This window comes from Pseudomonas sp. SCPG-7, assembly GCF_002156405.1.
Taxonomy (GTDB): domain Bacteria; phylum Pseudomonadota; class Gammaproteobacteria; order Pseudomonadales; family Pseudomonadaceae; genus Aquipseudomonas; species Aquipseudomonas parakoreensis.
Map to the genome: position 1 here is coordinate 343,345 of NZ_MVOO01000004.1, position 19,183 is coordinate 362,527.

16 protein-coding genes are annotated in these 19,183 nt (G+C 61.4%); 5 read left to right on the forward strand and 11 right to left on the reverse strand.

Annotated elements, in window-relative coordinates; translation table 11 throughout:
* Positions 1–163: 163 nt before the first annotated feature.
* The 6 genes from phoU to B1722_RS11020 form a co-directional block, all read right to left on the reverse strand.
* Positions 164–925 carry a phosphate signaling complex protein PhoU gene (phoU, locus tag B1722_RS10995; protein ID WP_007962290.1) on the reverse strand — a complete coding sequence of 254 codons (762 nt, stop codon included), beginning with the start codon at positions 923–925 and terminating at the stop codon, positions 164–166.
* 70 nt (positions 926–995) lie between these two features.
* On the reverse strand, positions 996–1,829 hold the full coding sequence (gene pstB, locus B1722_RS11000) for a phosphate ABC transporter ATP-binding protein PstB (RefSeq protein WP_007962289.1): 834 nt from the start codon (positions 1,827–1,829) through the stop codon (positions 996–998).
* Positions 1,830–2,013: 184 nt separating this feature from the next.
* A complete protein-coding gene (gene pstA / locus B1722_RS11005; RefSeq protein WP_086792480.1) occupies positions 2,014–3,684 on the reverse strand; it encodes a phosphate ABC transporter permease PstA in 1,671 nt (556 codons plus the stop codon).
* Between the two features lie 15 nt (positions 3,685–3,699).
* Positions 3,700–5,733: an ABC transporter permease subunit gene (locus B1722_RS11010; RefSeq protein WP_174376841.1), complete on the reverse strand. Its 2,034-nt coding sequence runs from the start codon at positions 5,731–5,733 to the stop codon at positions 3,700–3,702.
* Positions 5,734–6,187: 454 nt separating this feature from the next.
* Positions 6,188–7,192 (reverse strand): phosphate ABC transporter substrate-binding protein PstS, encoded by a 1,005-nt coding sequence (locus B1722_RS11015; protein ID WP_086792482.1) that lies wholly within the window; start codon positions 7,190–7,192, stop codon positions 6,188–6,190.
* Positions 7,193–7,424: 232 nt separating this feature from the next.
* A complete protein-coding gene (locus B1722_RS11020) occupies positions 7,425–8,723 on the reverse strand; it encodes an MFS transporter (protein WP_041071641.1) in 1,299 nt (432 codons plus the stop codon).
* Between the two features lie 376 nt (positions 8,724–9,099).
* Between B1722_RS11020 and B1722_RS11025 the strand changes: the two genes are divergently transcribed.
* Positions 9,100–9,504 carry an acyl-CoA thioesterase gene (locus B1722_RS11025; protein ID WP_003229628.1) on the forward strand — a complete coding sequence of 135 codons (405 nt, stop codon included), beginning with the start codon at positions 9,100–9,102 and terminating at the stop codon, positions 9,502–9,504.
* 58 nt (positions 9,505–9,562) lie between these two features.
* Positions 9,563–10,462: a D-hexose-6-phosphate mutarotase gene (locus B1722_RS11030; RefSeq protein WP_086792484.1), complete on the forward strand. Its 900-nt coding sequence runs from the start codon at positions 9,563–9,565 to the stop codon at positions 10,460–10,462.
* A gap of 126 nt (positions 10,463–10,588) precedes the next feature.
* Here B1722_RS11030 and B1722_RS11035 read toward each other — a convergent pair whose 3' ends face one another.
* From B1722_RS11035 to B1722_RS11055, 5 genes are all read right to left on the reverse strand, one after another.
* Positions 10,589–11,125 carry a DUF3299 domain-containing protein gene (locus B1722_RS11035; protein ID WP_027610367.1) on the reverse strand — a complete coding sequence of 179 codons (537 nt, stop codon included), beginning with the start codon at positions 11,123–11,125 and terminating at the stop codon, positions 10,589–10,591.
* A 102-nt stretch (positions 11,126–11,227) separates the two neighbouring features.
* Positions 11,228–11,473: a GlsB/YeaQ/YmgE family stress response membrane protein gene (locus B1722_RS11040; RefSeq protein WP_003229635.1), complete on the reverse strand. Its 246-nt coding sequence runs from the start codon at positions 11,471–11,473 to the stop codon at positions 11,228–11,230.
* Between the two features lie 117 nt (positions 11,474–11,590).
* The gene (locus tag B1722_RS11045; protein ID WP_086792485.1) at positions 11,591–12,673 is read right to left on the reverse strand and encodes a 5-(carboxyamino)imidazole ribonucleotide synthase; all 1,083 of its coding nucleotides are present in this window, start codon (positions 12,671–12,673) and stop codon (positions 11,591–11,593) included.
* Positions 12,674–12,683: 10 nt separating this feature from the next.
* The gene (purE, locus tag B1722_RS11050; protein ID WP_003229641.1) at positions 12,684–13,175 is read right to left on the reverse strand and encodes a 5-(carboxyamino)imidazole ribonucleotide mutase; all 492 of its coding nucleotides are present in this window, start codon (positions 13,173–13,175) and stop codon (positions 12,684–12,686) included.
* A 331-nt stretch (positions 13,176–13,506) separates the two neighbouring features.
* A complete protein-coding gene (locus tag B1722_RS11055) occupies positions 13,507–14,415 on the reverse strand; it encodes a LysR substrate-binding domain-containing protein (RefSeq protein ID WP_041071648.1) in 909 nt (302 codons plus the stop codon).
* Positions 14,416–14,595: 180 nt separating this feature from the next.
* Between B1722_RS11055 and aspA the strand changes: the two genes are divergently transcribed.
* From aspA to B1722_RS11070, 3 genes are all read left to right on the forward strand, one after another.
* Positions 14,596–16,020 (forward strand): aspartate ammonia-lyase, encoded by a 1,425-nt coding sequence (aspA, locus tag B1722_RS11060; protein ID WP_003229645.1) that lies wholly within the window; start codon positions 14,596–14,598, stop codon positions 16,018–16,020.
* 530 nt (positions 16,021–16,550) lie between these two features.
* Positions 16,551–17,996: a sodium:alanine symporter family protein gene (locus B1722_RS11065; RefSeq protein ID WP_086792486.1), complete on the forward strand. Its 1,446-nt coding sequence runs from the start codon at positions 16,551–16,553 to the stop codon at positions 17,994–17,996.
* 166 nt (positions 17,997–18,162) lie between these two features.
* Complete coding sequence (locus B1722_RS11070; protein ID WP_086792487.1) at positions 18,163–19,167, forward strand: asparaginase; 1,005 nt, start codon at positions 18,163–18,165, stop codon at positions 19,165–19,167.
* Positions 19,168–19,183: the final 16 nt, after the last annotated feature.

Below are 19,183 nucleotides of genomic sequence, written 5' to 3' on the forward strand. Positions count from 1 at the left end.
AAATCCCGGCAAGCATACCGCTTTGCTGATGGCACATTGCCAACAATCTTCAGTCACGCCGGGACTTTTCGTTCGCGGGTGCTGCTTTTCAATTCGATTTTCTGTTCAAGCGCCATAAACAAAAACGCCCGGCCAAAGGGCCGGGCGCTTTTCTCAGGCAATCTTACTTATCGTCAGCATCGCCCGGAACATTAGCGGTTTCGCCGCTTGTGCCTTGAACTTCTTCTTTCATGCGTTTGAGGCCCAGGTGGCGCACATCGGTGCCGCGTACCAGGTAGATCACCAACTCCGAGATGTTGCGCGCGTGGTCGCCGATACGCTCCAGCGAACGCAGCACCCAGATGATGCTCAGAACCCGCGAGATAGAGCGCGGGTCTTCCATCATGTAGGTCGCCAGCTCGCGTAGGGCGGTCTTGTATTCGCGGTCGATGACCTTGTCGTATTGCGCCACCGACAGCGCCAGATCGGCGTCGAAGCGGGCAAAGGCGTCCAGCGCATCGCGCACCATGTTGCGCACCTGGTCGCCGATATGACGCACTTCGACATAACCGCGCGGCGCTTCGCCTTCTTCGCACAGCTGGATGGCGCGGCGGGCGATCTTGGTCGCTTCGTCGCCAATGCGCTCCAGATCGATCACCGACTTGGAGATGCTGATGATCAGCCGCAGGTCGGACGCCGCCGGCTGACGACGGGCGAGAATGCGCAGGCATTCTTCGTCGATGTTGCGTTCCATCTGATTGATCTGGTCGTCGATCTCGCGCACCTGCTGGGCCAGACCGGAATCGGCCTCGATCAGCGCGGTGACCGCGTCGTTGACCTGCTTCTCGACCAGCCCGCCCATGGCCAGGAGGTGGCTGCGCACTTCCTCAAGCTCGGCGTTGAACTGCGCGGAGATGTGGTGGGTAAGGCCTTCTTTACTAATCATGTTGGCGTCCTTGGAGCGTCCGGTAAGGTGCGGTGGGCCGCAGCGTCAATTCTGTGAATAACCGCAACTGTCAGCCATAACGACCGGTGATGTAGTCTTCGGTCTGTTTCTTCGCCGGATTGGTGAACAGGGTATCGGTGTCGCCGAATTCCACCAGTTTGCCCATGTACATGAACGCCGTGTAGTCGGAAACCCGCGCGGCCTGCTGCATGTTGTGGGTCACGATGACGATGGTGAACTTTGACTTCAGCTCGTAGATCAGCTCTTCGACTTTCAGGGTCGAGATCGGGTCGAGGGCCGAGCACGGCTCGTCGAGCAGCAACACTTCCGGTTCAACGGCGATGGTGCGCGCGATCACCAGACGCTGCTGCTGACCACCGGACAGGCCGAGTGCCGAGTCGTGCAGACGGTCTTTGACCTCATCCCACAGTGCAGCGCCTTTCAACGCCCACTCGACCGCTTCGTCGAGGATGCGCTTCTTGTTGATGCCCTGGATACGCAGGCCGTAGACCACGTTTTCGTAAATGGTCTTGGGGAACGGGTTGGGCTTCTGGAACACCATGCCGACGCGGCGACGCAGCTCGGCGACGTCTTCACCCTTGCGGTAGATGTTGTTGCCGTACAGGTTGATCGCACCTTCGACACGGCAACCGTCAACCAGGTCGTTCATACGATTGAAGGTGCGCAGCAGCGTGGACTTGCCGCAGCCGGACGGGCCGATAAACGCGGTCACGCGCTGTTTCGGGATGTTCATGCTGACGTCGAACAGCGCCTGCTTCTCACCGTAGAACAGGCTCAGGCCCGGGACTTCGATGGCCACCGTTTCCTGCTCGAGGCTCAGGCTCTGCTTGTCGCGACCCAGGGCCGACATGTTGATGCCGTGGGTATGTGTTTCGTGCTGCATGGGAGGCTCCCTGTGCTAACAAATTCGGTTCGTTGAACCGCCGGACAACGCCAGCGGATTACTCAAATTCTGTGTCTGTCGCGACTCCTGTGGGAGCTGGCTTGCCAGCGATGGCATCACCGCGGTGTTACTGGCAGACCGAGTTGCCTGCATCGCTGGCAAGCCAGCTCCCACAGGGTCTGTATTAACTGTCCAAAGCTTTGTATTTTTCGCGCAGGTGGTTACGAATCCACACCGCCGACAGGTTCAACGTGGCGATCACCAGCACCAGCAGCAGCGCCGTGGCGTACACCAGCGGTCGTGCCGCTTCGACGTTCGGGCTCTGGAAGCCGACGTCATAGATGTGGAAGCCCAGGTGCATGATCTTCTGGTCCAGGTGCAGGTACGGGTAGTTGCCGTCCACCGGCAGCGACGGCGCCAGTTTCACCACACCCACCAGCATCAGCGGCGCCACTTCACCGGCGGCGCGGGCCACGGCGAGGATCATGCCGGTCATCATGGCCGGGCTGGCCATTGGCAGGACGATCTTCCACAGCGTCTCGGCCTTGGTCGCGCCCAGTGCCAGCGAGCCTTCACGGACGGTGCGCGGGATACGCGCCAGACCTTCCTCGGTCGCCACGATCACCACCGGCACCGCCAGCAGCGCCAGGGTCAACGAGGCCCAGAGCAGACCCGGTGTACCGAACGTCGGCGCCGGCAGTGCTTCGGGGAAGAACAGACGGTCGACCGAACCACCCAGCACGTAGACGAAGAAGCCCAGACCGAACACGCCGTAAACGATCGCCGGAACACCGGCGAGGTTGTTCACCGCGATGCGGATGATCCGGGTCAGGGCGTTCTGCTTGGCGTATTCACGCAGGTACACCGCCGCCAGCACGCCGAACGGGGTGACGATCATCGCCATGATCAGGGTCATCATCACGGTGCCGAAGATCGCCGGGAAGATCCCGCCTTCGGTGTTCGCTTCACGCGGGTCATCCGAGAGGAACTCCCAGACCTTGCCAAAGTAGAAACCGATCTTGGTCATCGTGCCCATGGCGTTCGGCTGGTAAGCGTGAACCACTTTGCCCAGGCTGATTTCGATCTCTTTGCCGTTGGCATCGCGGGCGGTCAACGCGTCGCGGTTGAACTGCGCATGCAGATCGCTCAGGCGTGCTTCGACGTCCTGATAACGCGCGTTCAGCTCGGCACGCTCGGCGTCCATGTCCGCTTGCGCGGTGGCGTCGAGCTTGCCGTCCAGTTCCAGCTTGCGCCCGTGCAGACGGATGCGTTCCAGCCCTGCGTTGATCGCACCGATGTCAGTCTTTTCCAGCGATTTGAGCTGTGCAGCCAGGCCGTTCACCCGGTTGATCCGCGCTTGTAGCTCAGGCCACGCCGCTTCACCTTCGGCGATCACCTTGCCGTCCTGTTTGACGTTGACCAGGTAGCCGTAGAAGTTGCCCCACTCGCGACGCTCGATCGCCATCAGTTCCGGCGGCGTGGTCTGCTTGGTCAGCCACTCGCCGACCACCCAGGTGAAGTCGTTGCCGTTCAGGTCGCGGTTACCGACCTTGATCAGCTCGCGGGTCATGAATTCCGGGCCCTGATCAGGCACCGGCAGGCCGGCGCTTTTCAGGCGTGCGCGCGGTACTTCTTCTTTCTGTACCACTTCGCCGATGACCAGGTGATTGGCCTGGCCCGGTACGTCGTAGCTGGCGTGGATCAGGTCCGCCGGCCAGAAGTGACCCAGACCGCGCACGGCAATCACCGCCAGCAGGCCAATGGTCATGATGACCGCGATGGACACCGCGCCACCGCTGATCCAGACGCCCGGGGCGCCGCTCTTGAACCATCCATTCAGGGAGTTCTGTTTCACAGACTTCTACCTTTCTTAAAGCGACGAGTATTTCTTGCGCAGACGCTGACGAATCAGTTCTGCCAGGGTGTTCATGACGAAGGTGAACAACAGCAGCACCAGCGCCGAGAGGAACAGCACGCGGTAGTGACTGCCGCCGACTTCCGACTCAGGCATTTCCACCGCGACGTTGGCGGCCAGGGTGCGCAGGCCTTCGAACAGGTTCATTTCCATGACCGGAGTGTTACCGGTGGCCATCAACACGATCATGGTTTCGCCGACCGCACGGCCCATGCCGATCATCAGCGCCGAGAAGATCCCCGGGCTGGCGGTGAGGATCACCACGCGGGTCATGGTCTGCCACGGCGTGGCACCAAGCGCCAGGGAACCGAGGGTCAGGCCACGCGGCACGCTGAACACGGCGTCTTCGGCAATCGAGTAGATGTTCGGGATCACCGCAAAACCCATCGCCAGACCCACCACCAGAGCGTTGCGCTGGTCGTAGGTGATGCCCAGGTCGTGGGAGATCCACATGCGCATGTCACCGCCGAAGAACCAGTTCTCCATGTACGGGCTCATGTACAGCGACAACCAACCGACAAACAGGATCACCGGAATCAGCAGCGCACTTTCCCAGCCATCCGGGACTTTCAGGCGGATCGACTCAGGCAGGCGACTGAAGGTAAAACCGGCGACCAGAATGCCGATCGGCAACAGCATCAGCAGACTGAAGATGCCCGGCAGATGCCCTTCCACATACGGGGCGAGGAACAGACCGGCGAAGAACCCGAGGATCACCGTCGGCATCGCTTCCATCAACTCGATCACCGGCTTGACCTTGCGGCGCATGCCCGGGGCCATAAAGTAGGCGGTGTAGATCGCAGCGGCAACCGCCAGCGGTGCCGCCAGCAGCATCGCGTAGAACGCGGCTTTCAGGGTGCCGAAGGTCAGTGGCGAGAGACTCAGTTTCGGTTCGAAATCGGTGTTGGCCGCCGTCGATTGCCAGACGTATTTAGGCTCGTCGTAGTTCTCGTACCAGACCTTGCTCCACAACGCGCTCCACGACACTTCCGGGTGCGGGTTGTCGAGCAGCAGCGGTTGCAGCTTGCCGCCGGCCTCGACGATCACCCGGTTGGCGCGCGGCGACAGGCCGAACAGGCCCTGACCTTCGGCCACCGGCTCGACCAGCAACGTGCGGTGCGCGGTGCTGTGGAACACACCGAGCTTGCCGCTGGCATCAAGGGCCACGAAGCCCTTGCGACGCTCTTCGGCGGTGATTTCAACGATCGGCGTGGTGCCCATCTGGAAAGTACGGATCTGCTTCAGGCGCAGTTCGCCATCGGTATCACGGGCCATGAACCACTGGGCCAGGCCACCCTTGGAGTCACCGATGATCAGCGAGATGCCACCCACCAGTTGCGTGCTCGCAGTGACTTCGGCGTCAGCGTTTTCCAGCAGTTTGTAGCGACCGTTGAGGCTCTTGTCGCGCAGGCTGAACACGTCGGCCTGGGCGCGCCCGTTGACCACGTACAGCCATTGCTGGCGCGGGTCGACGAAGATGTTTTTCACCGGCTCGGTCATCTGCGGCAGTTCGATACGCTTCTGCTCGTTGGTGACTTCGCCGGTCATCATGTTTTCTTCGCTGGTCAGCGACAGCACATTAAGTTGCGCACCGGTCGAGCCGACCAGCATCAGCGTCGAATCGGTGGCGTTGAGGCTGACGTGCTCCAGCGCACCGCCGCTCTCGTTCACTGCGATCGGGGCTTCGCCGTACGGGTATTCGATGGCCGGGGTGATGGTTTTCTTGCCATCGGGATAGCTGACTTTATAGGTGTGACGGAACACCAGCGCCTGGCCGTTGGACAGGCCCACCGCTACCAGCGGATGACCTGGCTGATCTTCGCCAATGGAAGTGACGGTCGCGCCAGCAGGAACCGGCAGATCGACGCGCTTCAATTCAGCGCCACTGTCGATGTCGAAGAACAGCGCCTGGCCTTTGTCGGAAACGCGCATTGCCACCTGATTCTGCTCTTCGAGCGAAATCATCAGCGGCTTGCCGGCGTCCTGCATCCAGGCTGGGGTAATGGCATCTTTCGCGGTCAGGCTGGCACCCTGGAACAACGGGGCAACGACGTAGGCGAGGAAGAAGAAGATCAGCGTGATGGCTGCCAGCACCGCCAGACCGCCAACGAGGACGTACCAGCGGGTGAAGCGATCCTTGAGCGCGCGAATGCGGCGCTTGCGTTGCAACTCAGGCGTATTGAAGTCAATGCGCTTGGGAGGGTTCGTAGTCATTTTGGAATTGGCCAGATCATTCATGCGCACACCCTAGCGATCCTGTATGACAGAAAGATGACAATGCAGTGACGCAGCAAATCCGCCGCCAGCGGGGCACTGGCAGTGGATAAAAGAATTCGGGGAGTGTGGGGCGAACTTGCTCGCGAAAGTGCCGGTTCTGAAGGCCGCTTCGCGAGCAGGCTCGCTCCCACATGAGTCAGGCGGGGTTTACCCCTGACTCAGTTTGTTACTTTTTTGCGACTTCAGCGCCGCCTTCCTGCAGACCCAGGTCAGCCAGTGCTTTTGCAGCAACCTTGGCTGGCAGTGGGATGTAGCCGTCTTTCACCACCACTTCCTGGCCCTGTTTGGACAGAACCAGTTTCACGAACTCGGCTTCCAGCGGGGCCAGAGGCTTGTTCGGGGCCTTGTTCACGTAAACGTAGAGGAAGCGCGACAGTGGGTACTTGCCGTTCAGGGCGTTTTCTTCGGTGTCTTCGATGAAGTCAGTGCTGCCTTTCTTCGACAGAGCAACAGTCTTCACGCTGGCAGTCTTGTAGCCGATGCCCGAGTAGCCGATGCCGTTCAGCGAGGAGCTGATCGACTGCACAACCGACGCCGAACCTGGTTGTTCGTTGACGTTAGGCTTGTAGTCGCCTTTGCACAGGGCTTCTTCCTTGAAGTAGCCGTAAGTGCCGGATACCGAGTTACGACCGAACAGTTGCACTGGCTTGTTGGCCAGGTCGCCGGTCACGCCCAGGTCGCCCCAGGTTTTCACGTCGGCTTTGGCGCCGCACAGACGGGTAGACGAGAAGATCGCGTCAACCTGTTCCATGGTCAGGTGCTGGATCGGGTTGTCCTTGTGCACGAACACCGCCAGGGCGTCCACGGCCACCGGAATAGCAGTTGGCTTGTAGCCGTATTTCTGTTCGAAGGCCGCCAGTTCGGTGTCCTTCATCTTGCGGCTCATCGGGCCCAGGTTGGAGGTGCCTTCGGTCAGCGCAGGTGGCGCGGTGGCGGAGCCAGCAGCCTGAATCTGGATGTTTACGTTCGGGTATTCTTTCTTGTAGTTCTCAGCCCACAGGGTCATGAGGTTGGCCAGAGTGTCGGAACCAACGCTGGACAAGTTGCCCGATACACCGGTGACCTTGGTGTAAGCCGGAATTGCCGGGTCAACGCCAGCGGCTACCGCGTGGGCAGTCGCAACGCCAGCAGCGACAAAAGTCATTGCCGCCATCAAACGCTTCAGTTTCATGCCTTACTCCTAGCAGATAGGGTGTGTTAAGTCGGGGCCAAGTATCAGCAGGCCGTGTGAACACTCTATGGCTGAAATATGACAATTGGATGAAAGGCCAGCATGGGAGTTTTTAATGGATGATTCGAGTCGCCCCCTTCGCGAGCAGGCCCGCTCCCACAGTTGAAATGCATTCCAATGTGGGAGCGAGCCTGCTCGCGAAGGGGCCGGTACTGCTGGAGGAAATTACGGATCAGCGACCCTTGTTCCAGAGCCACGCGCCAACAAGAATCCCCATCGCGCACAGCACCGCCACATAGTAGGCCGGGCCCATCGCACTCTCTTTAAGCAGCAGGCTGACCACCATCGGCGTCAGGCCACCGAAGATCGCGTACGCCACGTTGTACGAGAACGACAGCCCGCTGAAGCGCACCACCGGCGGGAACGCCTTGACCATCACGTAGGGCACCGCACCGATAGTGCCGACCAGCAGACCGGTCAGCGCATACAGTGGGAACAGCCAGTTCGGGTGGTCGGCGAGGCTGTGGTAGAAAGTCCAGGAGCTGATCAGCAGGCCCAGGCTACCGAAGACAAACACCCGGCCGGCGCCGAAACGGTCCGCCAGGGCGCCGGAGATGATGCAACCGACGCTGAGGAACACGATCGCCAGGCTGTTCGATTGCAGCGCCACCGTTGGCGAGAAGTGATAGACCGTCTGCAGCACGGTCGGGGTCATCAGAATCACCACGACGATCCCGGCGGACAGCAGCCAGGTCAGCAGCATCGAGATCGCAATTGCTCCGCGATGGTCACGCAGCACCGCACGCAGCGGTACTTCTTCGGCCAGCGCCTTGCGCAGTTGCAATTCGGCGAACACCGGGGTTTCGTGCAGCCAGCGGCGCAGGTACACCGAGAACAGGCCGAACACGCCGCCGAGCAGGAATGGAATCCGCCAGGCGTAGTCGGACACCTCCACTGGCGTGTAGATGCTGTTGATTGCCGTGGCGACCAGCGAGCCGAGCAAGATGCCGGCGGTCAAACCGCTGGTCAGTGTCCCGCAGGCGTAGCCGATGTGCCTTTGCGGCACGTGTTCGGAAACGAAGACCCACGCCCCCGGCACCTCTCCGCCAATCGCTGCGCCCTGGATCACCCGCATCAGCAGCAACAGAATCGGCGCCCACAGGCCGATCTGTGCGTAGGTCGGCAGCAGACCCATGATCAGGGTCGGCACGGCCATCATGAAAATGCTCAGGGTGAACATTTTCTTGCGCCCCAGCAGGTCGCCGAAGTGCGCCATGACGATGCCGCCCAGCGGCCGCGCGAGGTAACCGGCGGCGAAAATGCCGAAGGTCTGCATCAGGCGCAGCCACTCGGGCATGTCGGCCGGGAAGAACAGCTTGCCGACCACGGTGGCGAAGAACACGAAGATGATGAAATCGTAAAACTCCAGCGCACCGCCCAAGGCCGATAGCGACAGAGTCTTGTAATCATTGCGGGTCAGGGGGCGTGCAGGTTGCTCGGGCTGCGCGAGGCTCGAAGGCGCTGTGGTCATGGCAAGGGCTTCTCTTATAGGCGGATCTACCGCCACAACAACGCTGGCTGTGGCTTGGGCAGGTTCGGCACCATAGCAAATTGTTCGAAAAAGCACATAGAGGCGCGTATTTGCCGGTCAAAATCAGAACCCGAAGGTCGTCGTGGAGTCTACCGACCGATATACTCGCAACCTTGCTCCGGTTTGTAGGGGGTTGCTGTGCGAAAACGTCGTTGGTCGCCCTGGTGCGTGGATCCAGCCGCTTTCGCAGAGTTTCCCTTTAGACGCCTATGGAAAACGTGACGAACGCAGTATGTTCGGTGCTGAATCGTTTTTCCTGAAGACGGCTACCACCAGCAATACCAACGAAGAGTCACGGGTCAGAGGCACCCCCGGCATGATAGAGCTCGAACAAGAAGATCCGATCCCGCAAGGCGACCTGGCCTTGCAAATCACCGCACTCCCGCGCGAGACCAACGGCTTTGGCGATATTTTCGGCGGCTGGCTGGTGGCGCAGATGGACCTGGCGGGGACCGCGATGGCCAGCCGCGTTGCCGGTGGCCGTGTGGCGACCGTGGCCATCGACCGCATGGCCTTTCTGGTGCCGGTCGCGGTCGGTGCGCAATTGTCCTTTTATACCCAGACCCTGGAAATCGGCCGCAGCTCGATCCAGATGATGGTCGAAGTGTGGAGCGACGATCCGCTGTCCAGCGAGTGGCGTAAAGTGACCGAGGCGGTATTCGTCTTCGTCGCCATCGACGGCAGCGGTCGCACCCGCTCAGTGCCACCGCGCGCGCGTTAAACATCGCCGCGGTTTTGCGGTCGATAGTCGTCCCAAGTGTCTGATCGAGAGCTGTCCCATGAACACGCCCAACGTTGAAGCCGTGAAACTGGATGAACTGAACTGCTGGCGCATCCGCCACGGTCAGGCCGAAGTGCTGGTCGCCCAGCAAGGCGCGCACATCCTCAGTTATCAGATCGACGGCCAGCCGCCGATCATCTGGCTCAACGACAAGGCGGTGTTCAAGACCGGCAAGAGCATCCGCGCCGGTGTGCCGGTGTGCTGGCCGTGGTTCGGCAAGTTCGAACGCAACCCGCAGCACGTGCAGGCCATGTACACCGGTGAGCAACCGGCACCCGCACACGGTCTGGTGCGAGCGATGGATTGGGAGCTGGGCGGCATCGAATCAGAGGCTGACGGCGTCAAGGTCGAATTCAAGCTGCCCTACCCCGAAGGTGGCCTGCCGGGCTGGCCGCATCAGGTCGATCTGACCCTGACCCTGCATCTGAATGATCAGTTGCACATCAGCCTGACCAGCCATAACCGGGGTGTCGAAACCGTCAGCATCAGCCAGGCGCTGCACACTTATTTCGCAGTCAGCGATGTGCGCAACGTGCACGTCGACGGTGTGGACGGTCTGGAGTACGTCGAGACCCTGGACAACTGGAACACTCACCACCAGCAAGGCGCACTGCGCTTCGCCGGGGAAACCGACCGCATCTACCTCGAGGCTCCGCCGCAACTGAGTATCGTCGACCCGGCCTGGGAGCGGCGCATCGTACTGACCGCAAGCGGCTCACGCACCGCAGTGATCTGGAACCCGTGGATCGACCGCGCCGCCGCGTTCAGCGACATGGACAACGACGGCTGGCAGCGCATGCTGTGCATCGAGACGGCGAATGTGATGAATGATGTGGTGAATCTGGCGTCGGGTGCGAGCCATACGATGGGTGTCAGCGTCGGTAGTAAACCGCTTTAACCAGTACCGCAAAACAAAATGTGGGAGCGAGCCTGCTCGCGAATGCGTTATGTCAGCCACTCTTCAAGTGCCTGATACACCGCTTTCGCGAGCAGGCTCGCTCCCACAGTTGTTTTGGGGTGACGATTACAGATCGGACTCCTGCACCACCCGCACCTTGTCCGCTTCCAGCGCATACGCCGCGTCGGCCAGGTCATTGCTGACCTTCTCGATCTTCAGCGTGCCGGTTACCCACAACGGCGTATAGATGTCATCCAGCTTCAAGCCCTTTGGATAACGCACCAGCACCAGTTGATTCGGCGGCGGTGGCGGTACGTGGATGCACGCGCCCGGGTATGGCACGAGGAAGAACAGCGTGCTGCGACCCTTCGCATCGGATTCCAGCGGCACCGGGTAACCACCGATGCGGATGTGCTTGTCGTTCATCGACGCCACGGTCTTGGTCGAATACATCACCGCCGGCAAACCCTTGGCCTGCTTCATGCCGCCCTTCTCGGTGAAGGTGCCGGTGGCTTCCGGGGAGTTGTGGTCGATTTCGGGCATGGCCTCGAGGGCTTTCTGGTCCGACTTGGGCATCAGTTCCAGCCAGTCGGTTTCCGGCAGTTCGCCGGCGTGGGCCAGACCGCTGCCCAGCAAAAGGAGAGTCAACAAAAGACGGCGCATGGAGGTGCTCGGTAAAAAATGCTCGGATAAAGGAAGGACGTTGAATCGCCGAGCATTCTAGCCCTCCCTGCCGCGTTGGCAGAGAGGACTTGGTCGCTTGGATCAGTTCTTTTTGATCAGGCCGTAGATCACCAGCAGCACGATCGCGCCGACCAGCGCACCGATGAAGCCAGCGCCTTGACCTGCCTGATAGATACCCAGGGCCTGGCCGCCGTAAGTGGCCGCCAGCGAACCGCCGATACCGAGCAGGATGGTCATGATCCAGCCCATGCTGTCATCGCCCGGTTTGAGGAAGCGTGCCAGCAGGCCGACGATCAAGCCGATAAAGATGGTTCCGATAATTCCCATGGCATTTCCCTCTGACACTTAATAGTAGATATGCCAAAGCCTAGTCAGACTTTGGCATCCTGCCATGAGAGAACGGCGAGCCCTGAATGGTTCCGCCGCTGCCAGATGAAACTGTCGTTACTCGGCGATCAGCGCTTCGACCTTGACGATCTGCGCCTGCAGCGTGGCCATGTCGGCGCAGCGCAGGTTGGCGTGACCAACCTTGCGCCCGGCCTTGAAGGCTTTGCCGTAGTGATGCAGATGGCAGTCTTCGATGGCGATGACTTTCTCAACCGGCGGAACCACGCCGATGAAGTTGAGCATGGCGCTCTCGCCGACCTTGGCCGTCGAGCCCAGCGGCAGGCCGGCTACGGCGCGCAGATGGTTTTCGAACTGGCTGCACTCGGCGCCTTCGGTGGTCCAGTGCCCGGAGTTGTGCACGCGCGGGGCGATTTCGTTGGCCTTGAGGCCACCGTCGACTTCAAAGAATTCGAACGCCATCACGCCGACGTAATCCAGCTGCTTGAGCACACGGCTGGAGTAGTCTTCGGCTAAAGCCTGCAGCGGGTGATTGGTGCTCGCCACCGATAGCTTGAGGATGCCACTGTCGTGGGTGTTGTGCACCAGCGGGTAGAAGCGGGTTTCACCATCGCGGGCACGCACGGCGATCAGCGAAACCTCACCGGTGAACGGCACGAAGCCTTCCAGCAGGCAGGCCACGCTGCCCAGCTCGGCGAAGGTACCGATCACGTCTTCAGGCTTGCGCAGGACTTTCTGACCCTTGCCGTCGTACCCCAGGGTGCGGGTTTTCAGCACGGCCGGCAGACCGATCGAAGCCACGGCGGCGTCCAGGTCGGCTTGCGATTGAATGTCGGCGAAGGCCGGGGTCGGAATGCCCAGGTCCTTGAACATGCTCTTCTCGAACCAGCGGTCGCGAGCGATGCGCAGGGCCTCGGCGCTCGGATAGACCGGGACGAATTGCGAGAGAAACGCCACGGTCTCCGCCGGGACGCTTTCGAACTCGAAGGTCACCAGGTCGACTTCGTCAGCCAGTTGGCGCAGGTGATCCTGATCGCCGTAATCGGCCCGCAGGTGTTCGCCCAGCGCGGCGGCACAAGCATCCGGCGCAGGGTCGAGGAAAGCGAAGTTCATGCCCAGCGGAGTGCCCGCCAGCGCCAACATGCGGCCCAACTGGCCGCCACCGATTACACCGATCTTCATCTCAACAACCTCAGGCAATACGTGGGTCTGGATTGTCCAGGACGCTGTCTGTCTGCTCGGCACGGAAGGTTTTCAGTACCGCGTGGAATTGTGGATGCTTGGCGCCGAGGATGCTCGCCGACAGCAGCGCGGCGTTGATCGCGCCGGCCTTGCCGATGGCCAGGGTGGCAACCGGGATGCCCGCCGGCATCTGCACGATCGACAGCAGCGAATCGACGCCCGAGAGCATCGACGACTGCACCGGAACGCCCAGCACCGGCAGGTGGGTCTTGGCCGCACACATGCCTGGCAGGTGGGCTGCGCCACCGGCACCGGCGATGATCACCTCGATGCCACGGCCCTCAGCCTCTTCGGCGTACTGGAACAGCAGATCCGGGGTGCGGTGGGCGGAAACCACCTTGACCTCGTACGGGATGCCGAGCTTTTCCAGCATATCGGCGGTGTGGCTAAGGGTGGACCAATCGGACTTGGAGCCCATGATCACGCCAACCAGTGCACTCATCGTCGCGCCTCTTCTCTCTGGGCGCCCGCAGGCGCGTCAAAAACAACAAGCCACGCAGGATTGCGTGGCTTGATTGTACGAAAAATGGCCGGACGTACCGGCCGAAGGCCGCGCAGTATACCGCAAAGAAAGCAATAAACAGCCCCCGAAACGACCATCTGTCAAATCAGCGAAAGGCCCGGTTTTATTGACTTGAAGGTCAGCGCTCCAGCATCACTCGATACCTGTGGGAGCTGGCTTGCCAGCGATGGCGTCGGATCAGTAACCACAGGCGGTGACTGACCCACCGCCATCGCTGGCAAGCCAGCTCCCACAGGGTTGTTGGGTGGGTTCAAGAAGCCTGCGCAGCGCCGCCTTCAAGCTTGCGCCACAACAACCGCACGTTAGCCTTGCGCACCAGTGCGCAGCGGTACAGGCGAATTTCCAGCGGTACATGCCATTGCGGGCCGCCGCAGACCACCAGTTCGCCGCGGGCCAGCTCGGCACGCACGCTCAGTTGCGGTACCCAGGCGATGCCGAGGCCTTCCAGGGCCATGCTTTTCAGGCTGTCGGCCATGGCGGTTTCATAGATCGTGGTAAAGCGCAGCTGACGTTGACGCAGCAAACCATTCACCGAGCGCCCGAGAAACGCCCCGGCGCTGTACGCCAGCAACGGCACGCTGACGTCGCCTTCCAGATCGAACAGCGGCTTGCCTTCGGCATCCGCCGCACACACCGGCAGCATCTCGGTCTGGCCCAGGTGCAACGACGGGAAGATTTCCGGGTCCATCTGCATCGCTGCGTCCGGGTCGTAGAACGCCAGCATCAGGTCGCAGCCGCCTTCGCGCAGCGCGTGCACCGCGTCGCCGACGTTGGTTGCCACCAATCGCGTGGCGATATTCAGCCCTTCGTTACGCAGTTGCGCAATCCAGCGCGGGAAGAAGCCCAGCGCCAAAGAGTGCGCGGCGGCGACCTGCATCACTTCGCCCTGCCCGCCTTCGAGGTGATGCAGATGACGCAGCACTTCACCGAGCTGTTCGACCACGGTGCGCGCGGTCACCAGAAACAGTTGCCCGGCCGCCGTCAATTCGATCGGCGTGCGCGAGCGGTTGACCAGCGTCAGGCCCAGCGCCGCTTCGAGGCTGCGAATCCGCCGACTGAACGCCGGCTGGGTCACGAAACGCCGTTCGGCCGCCTGCGAGAAGCTGCGGGTGGCGGCCAGGGCACTGAAGTCCTCGAGCCATTTGCTTTCCAGATTCATCACGCCCTCCCGGGAACGCACCAAAACAGGTCACACGTCTGCCGCGCAGGCGGCGTCACACGGGCATTATGCCGAATGTGCATAGGCCAGTGTTTAACAGCATTGGCCCAAAAAATCCCGTAAGCCTAGCATTCGCAGCGTTCCGGCATAGACCGGGTCCATATCGAGATGATTTCTATCATGTCCTCCGCTGCATCTTTCCGCACAGAAAACGACCTGCTTGGCGCCCTCGAAGTACCGGCTCAAGCGTATTACGGCATCCAGACCCTGCGAGCGGTGAACAACTTCCGTCTCTCCGGCGTTCCGATTTCGCATTACCCGAAACTGGTTGTGGGTCTGGCGATGGTCAAACAGGCCGCCGCTGACGCCAACCGTGAGTTGGGTCACCTGAGCGAAGCCAAGCACGCTGCCATCAGCGAAGCCTGTGCCCGATTGATCCGCGGTGATTTCCACGAAGAATTCGTGGTCGACATGATTCAAGGTGGCGCCGGTACGTCCACCAATATGAACGCCAACGAAGTGATCGCCAATATTGCGCTCGAAGCAATGGGTCACCAGAAAGGCGAGTACCAGTACCTGCACCCGAACGACGACGTGAACATGGCGCAGTCGACCAACGACGCCTACCCGACCGCGATCCGTCTGGGTCTGCTGCTGGGTCACGACGCGCTGCTGGCCAGCCTCGACAGCCTGATTCAGGCCTTCGCCGCCAAGGGTGAAGAATTCAACCACGTCCTGAAGATGGGTCGTACCCAACTGCAAGACGCTGTGCCAATGACCTTGGGTCAAGAGTTCCGCGCATTCGCCACCACCATGGGCGAAGACCTGGCCCGTCTGAAGACGCTGGCCCCGGAACTGCTGACTGAAGTGAACCTGGGCGGTACCGCGATCGGCACCGGCATCAACGCCGACCCGCGCTATCAGGCGCTGGCCGTTCAGCGTCTGGCGCTGATCAGCGGTCAGCCGCTGGTGCCCGCTGCCGACCTGATCGAAGCCACCTCCGACATGGGCGCCTTCGTGCTGTTCTCCGGCATGCTCAAGCGCACTGCGGTCAAGCTGTCGAAGATCTGCAACGACCTGCGCCTGCTGTCCAGCGGCCCACGCACCGGCATCAACGAGATCAACCTGCCGGCGCGTCAGCCAGGCAGCTCGATCATGCCCGGCAAGGTCAACCCGGTAATCCCGGAAGCCGTTAACCAGGTGGCCTTCCAGGTCATCGGTAACGACCTGGCGCTGACCATGGCAGCCGAAGGCGGCCAACTGCAGCTGAACGTGATGGAGCCGCTGATCGCGTTCAAGATCCTCGACTCGATCCGCCTGCTGCAACGCGCCATGGACATGCTGCGCGAGCACTGCATCGTCGGCATTACCGCCAACGAAGCCCGCTGCCGCGAACTGGTCGAGCACTCGATCGGTCTGGTCACCGCGCTGAACCCGTACATCGGCTACAAAAACGCCACCCGCATCGCCCGTATCGCCCTTGAAAGCGGCCGTGGCGTGCTGGAACTGGTGCGCGAAGAAGGCCTGCTCGACGAAGCCATGCTCGCCGACATCCTGCGCCCGGAAAACATGATTGCCCCGCGTCTGGTTCCGCTCAAAGCCTGAGCCGACGCGTTATTTGTAGCACCGCTCACCAGGTCGAGGGACTAGACACCTCTCACCTTTTGAGGGCTTGGGGATTTGTCCCCAAGCCTTTTTTTTTAACTTTCTGATACTGAGACCCGTATGTCTGGGGACTGAACAGTGTGGGAGCGAGCCTGCTCGCGAAGGCGGCACATTCAACGCCAATGCGCCTGATACACCGCTTTCGCGAGCAAGCTCGCTCCCACAGAAGAGCAGTTCCCGCACAAGCCCGGCGCCGGTAACGCCGGGTGTTTCAAGGCTTCGTTTCGTCGCTTGCACCACGAGCGTGCAGACGGGCGCCGCACTGATCGGTATAGTGCCGCCCCTCTTCGCGTGAGCGGTCGTCGGTAACGAGGCCATAACCCATGCGAAACCCGAACTAATAACAAACCCGCGAAATGGATCCGGGACGAAACCTTCGCCTCACCTGTCGTGCCGCGCGCAAACCGGTGTAACGCGATGTTTCTGAACATCCAGCATTTGCTTACACAAAAAACAGCGAGGAAAAATCCATGCTCGAAGTCATCAACGACTTCCTCTCAGGGAAAGTACTGATCGTGCTCATTGTCGGGCTCGGTAGCTACTTCACGATTCGCTCGCGTTTCGTTCAATTGCGCCACTTCTTCCACATGTTCGCGGTATTCCGCGACAGCCTCAAAAGCAGCGGCGGGCAACTCAGCTCGTTCCAGGCCCTGATGCTCAGCCTTGCTGGCCGCGTCGGTGCAGGCAACATCGCCGGTGTCGGCATCGCCGTGACCCTCGGTGGTCCGGGTGCGGTGTTCTGGATGTGGGTGACCGCACTGGTCGGCATGTCCAGCAGCTTCTTCGAATGCACCCTGGCGCAGGTCTACAAGCGCGCCGACGGTGACGGTCTGTACCGTGGCGGCCCGGCTTACTACATCCAGCACGGCCTGAAACTCAAAGGCATGGCGGTGGTGTTCTCGGTCCTGCTGCTGGTCACCTACGGCTTCGCCTTCATCGGCCTGCAGTCCTACACCGTGACCCACTCGCTGCAAAACGCCTTTGCCTTCGACCCAAGCCACACCGGGATCGTCCTGGCAGTGCTGCTGGCCATCACCTTCATCGGCGGCATCAAGCGCATCGCTGCCGTGTCCGACCTGCTGGTACCGGTCAAGACTCTGGCCTATATCGGCGTGACCCTGTACGTGATCGGCACCCAGATCGAACACGTGCCAGCGATGCTGGAAACCATCTTCAAGAGCGCCTTCGGTCTCGACCCGGCCTTCGGTGGCCTGCTCGGCAGCGCCATCGTCATGGGCGTGAAGCGTGGCGTGTTCGCCAACGAAGCGGGCCTGGGCAGTGCGCCGAACGTCGCCGCCGTGGCCTCGGTGAAACACCCGGGCGCTCAGGGCGTGGTTCAGGCCTTCAGCGTGTTCCTCGACACCTTCGTGATCTGCACCTGCACCGCGCTGCTGATCCTGCTGTCGGGCTTCTACACCCCGGGCTTCGAAGGTGACGGCATCGTTCTCACCCAGAACTCGCTGGCCGCCGTGGTCGGTGACTGGGGACGCATCTTCGTCAGCGTCGCGCTGTCGCTGTTCGTCTTCACCTGCATCCTCTACAACTACTACCTGGGCGAAAACAGCCTGCAGTTCCTCAGCCGCAACCGCGCGTTGCTGATGGTTTTCCGCGGTCTGGTCCTGGCGCTGGTGGTATGGGGTTCGATGCAAGACCTCTCGACCGTATTCGCCTTCGCTGACATCACCATGACGTGCCTGGCCTTCGTCAACCTGATGGCCCTGACCATGCTGTTCAAGGTCGGCATGCGTGTCATGCGCGACTACGACGAGCAGCGCCGCGCCGGCATCAAGCAGCCGGTGTTCGATTCCAGCAAATTTGCCGATCTGGATTTGGACTTGAAGGCCTGGCCGACCGAGGCGCCAGCCGTCGGCAAGACCGCAGTCGAGCCGCAAGGCATCCCTGCAGCGCAACGCTGACAGGTGAATGACGGGCGCATCCCCTGCGCCCGTCAGTTACAGTTCGTAAAACTGTGGGAGCGAGCCTGCTCGCGAAAGCGGCGGATCAGTCGACATTCTGGTATCTGACCCACCGCATTCGCGAGCAAGCCCGCTCCCACAGGAACTCATCGTTTCGGAGAATCCTATGAACCCTTCGACTTATCCCGCCGCCCAACACGTCATGGTGCTCTACACCGGTGGCACCATTGGCATGCAGGCCAGCGCCAACGGCCTGGCCCCGGCGTCCGGTTTCGAAGCCCGCATGCGCGACTACCTGCACAGCCAGCCCGAACTGGTGGTGCCGCAGTGGCGCTTCCGGGAAATGTCGCCGCTGATCGACAGCGCCAACATGACCCCGGCCTACTGGCAGCAACTGCGCGAAGCGGTGGTCGATGCGGTGGACGTGCAAGGCTGCGACAGCGTACTGATCCTGCATGGCACCGACACCCTGGCCTACAGCGCTGCGGCGATGAGTTTCCAGTTGCTCGGCCTGCATGCCCGGGTGTGTTTCACCGGCTCGATGCTGCCGGCCGGCGTCACCGACAGCGATGCCTGGGAAAACCTCGGTGGCGCGATGGTTGCTCTGGGTCAGGGTCTGGCGCCGGGCGTGCACCTGTATTTCCATGGCGAGCTGCTGGCGCCGACCCGTTGCGCGAAAGTGCGCAGCTTCGGTCGGCATCCGTTCAAGCGCCTGGAGCGTCAGGGCGGCGGGGTGAAAGCGCCGTCGATTCCAGCCGCACTGAACTACAACCAGCCGAAACAACTGGCCAAGGTTGCTGTGCTGCCACTGTTCCCCGGCATCGGCGCCGAGGTGGTTGATGGCCTGCTGGCCAGCGGTATCAAAGGTCTGGTGCTGGAGTGCTACGGCAGCGGCACCGGACCGAGCGACAATCCCGAGTTCCTTGCCAGCCTCGGCCGCGCACGGGACAACGGTGTGGTGGTGGTTGCGGTCACGCAGTGCCATGAAGGCGGCGTCGAGCTGGATGTGTATGAAGCCGGCAGCCGTTTGCGCGGCGTGGGCGTGCTATCCGGCGGCGGCATGACCCGCGAGGCGGCGTTCGGCAAGTTGCACGGCTTGCTCGGTGCGGGTCTGGACAACGCCGAAGTGCGGCGTCTGATCGAACTCGACCTGTGTGGCGAACTGATCTGACACCACCCGAACCCTT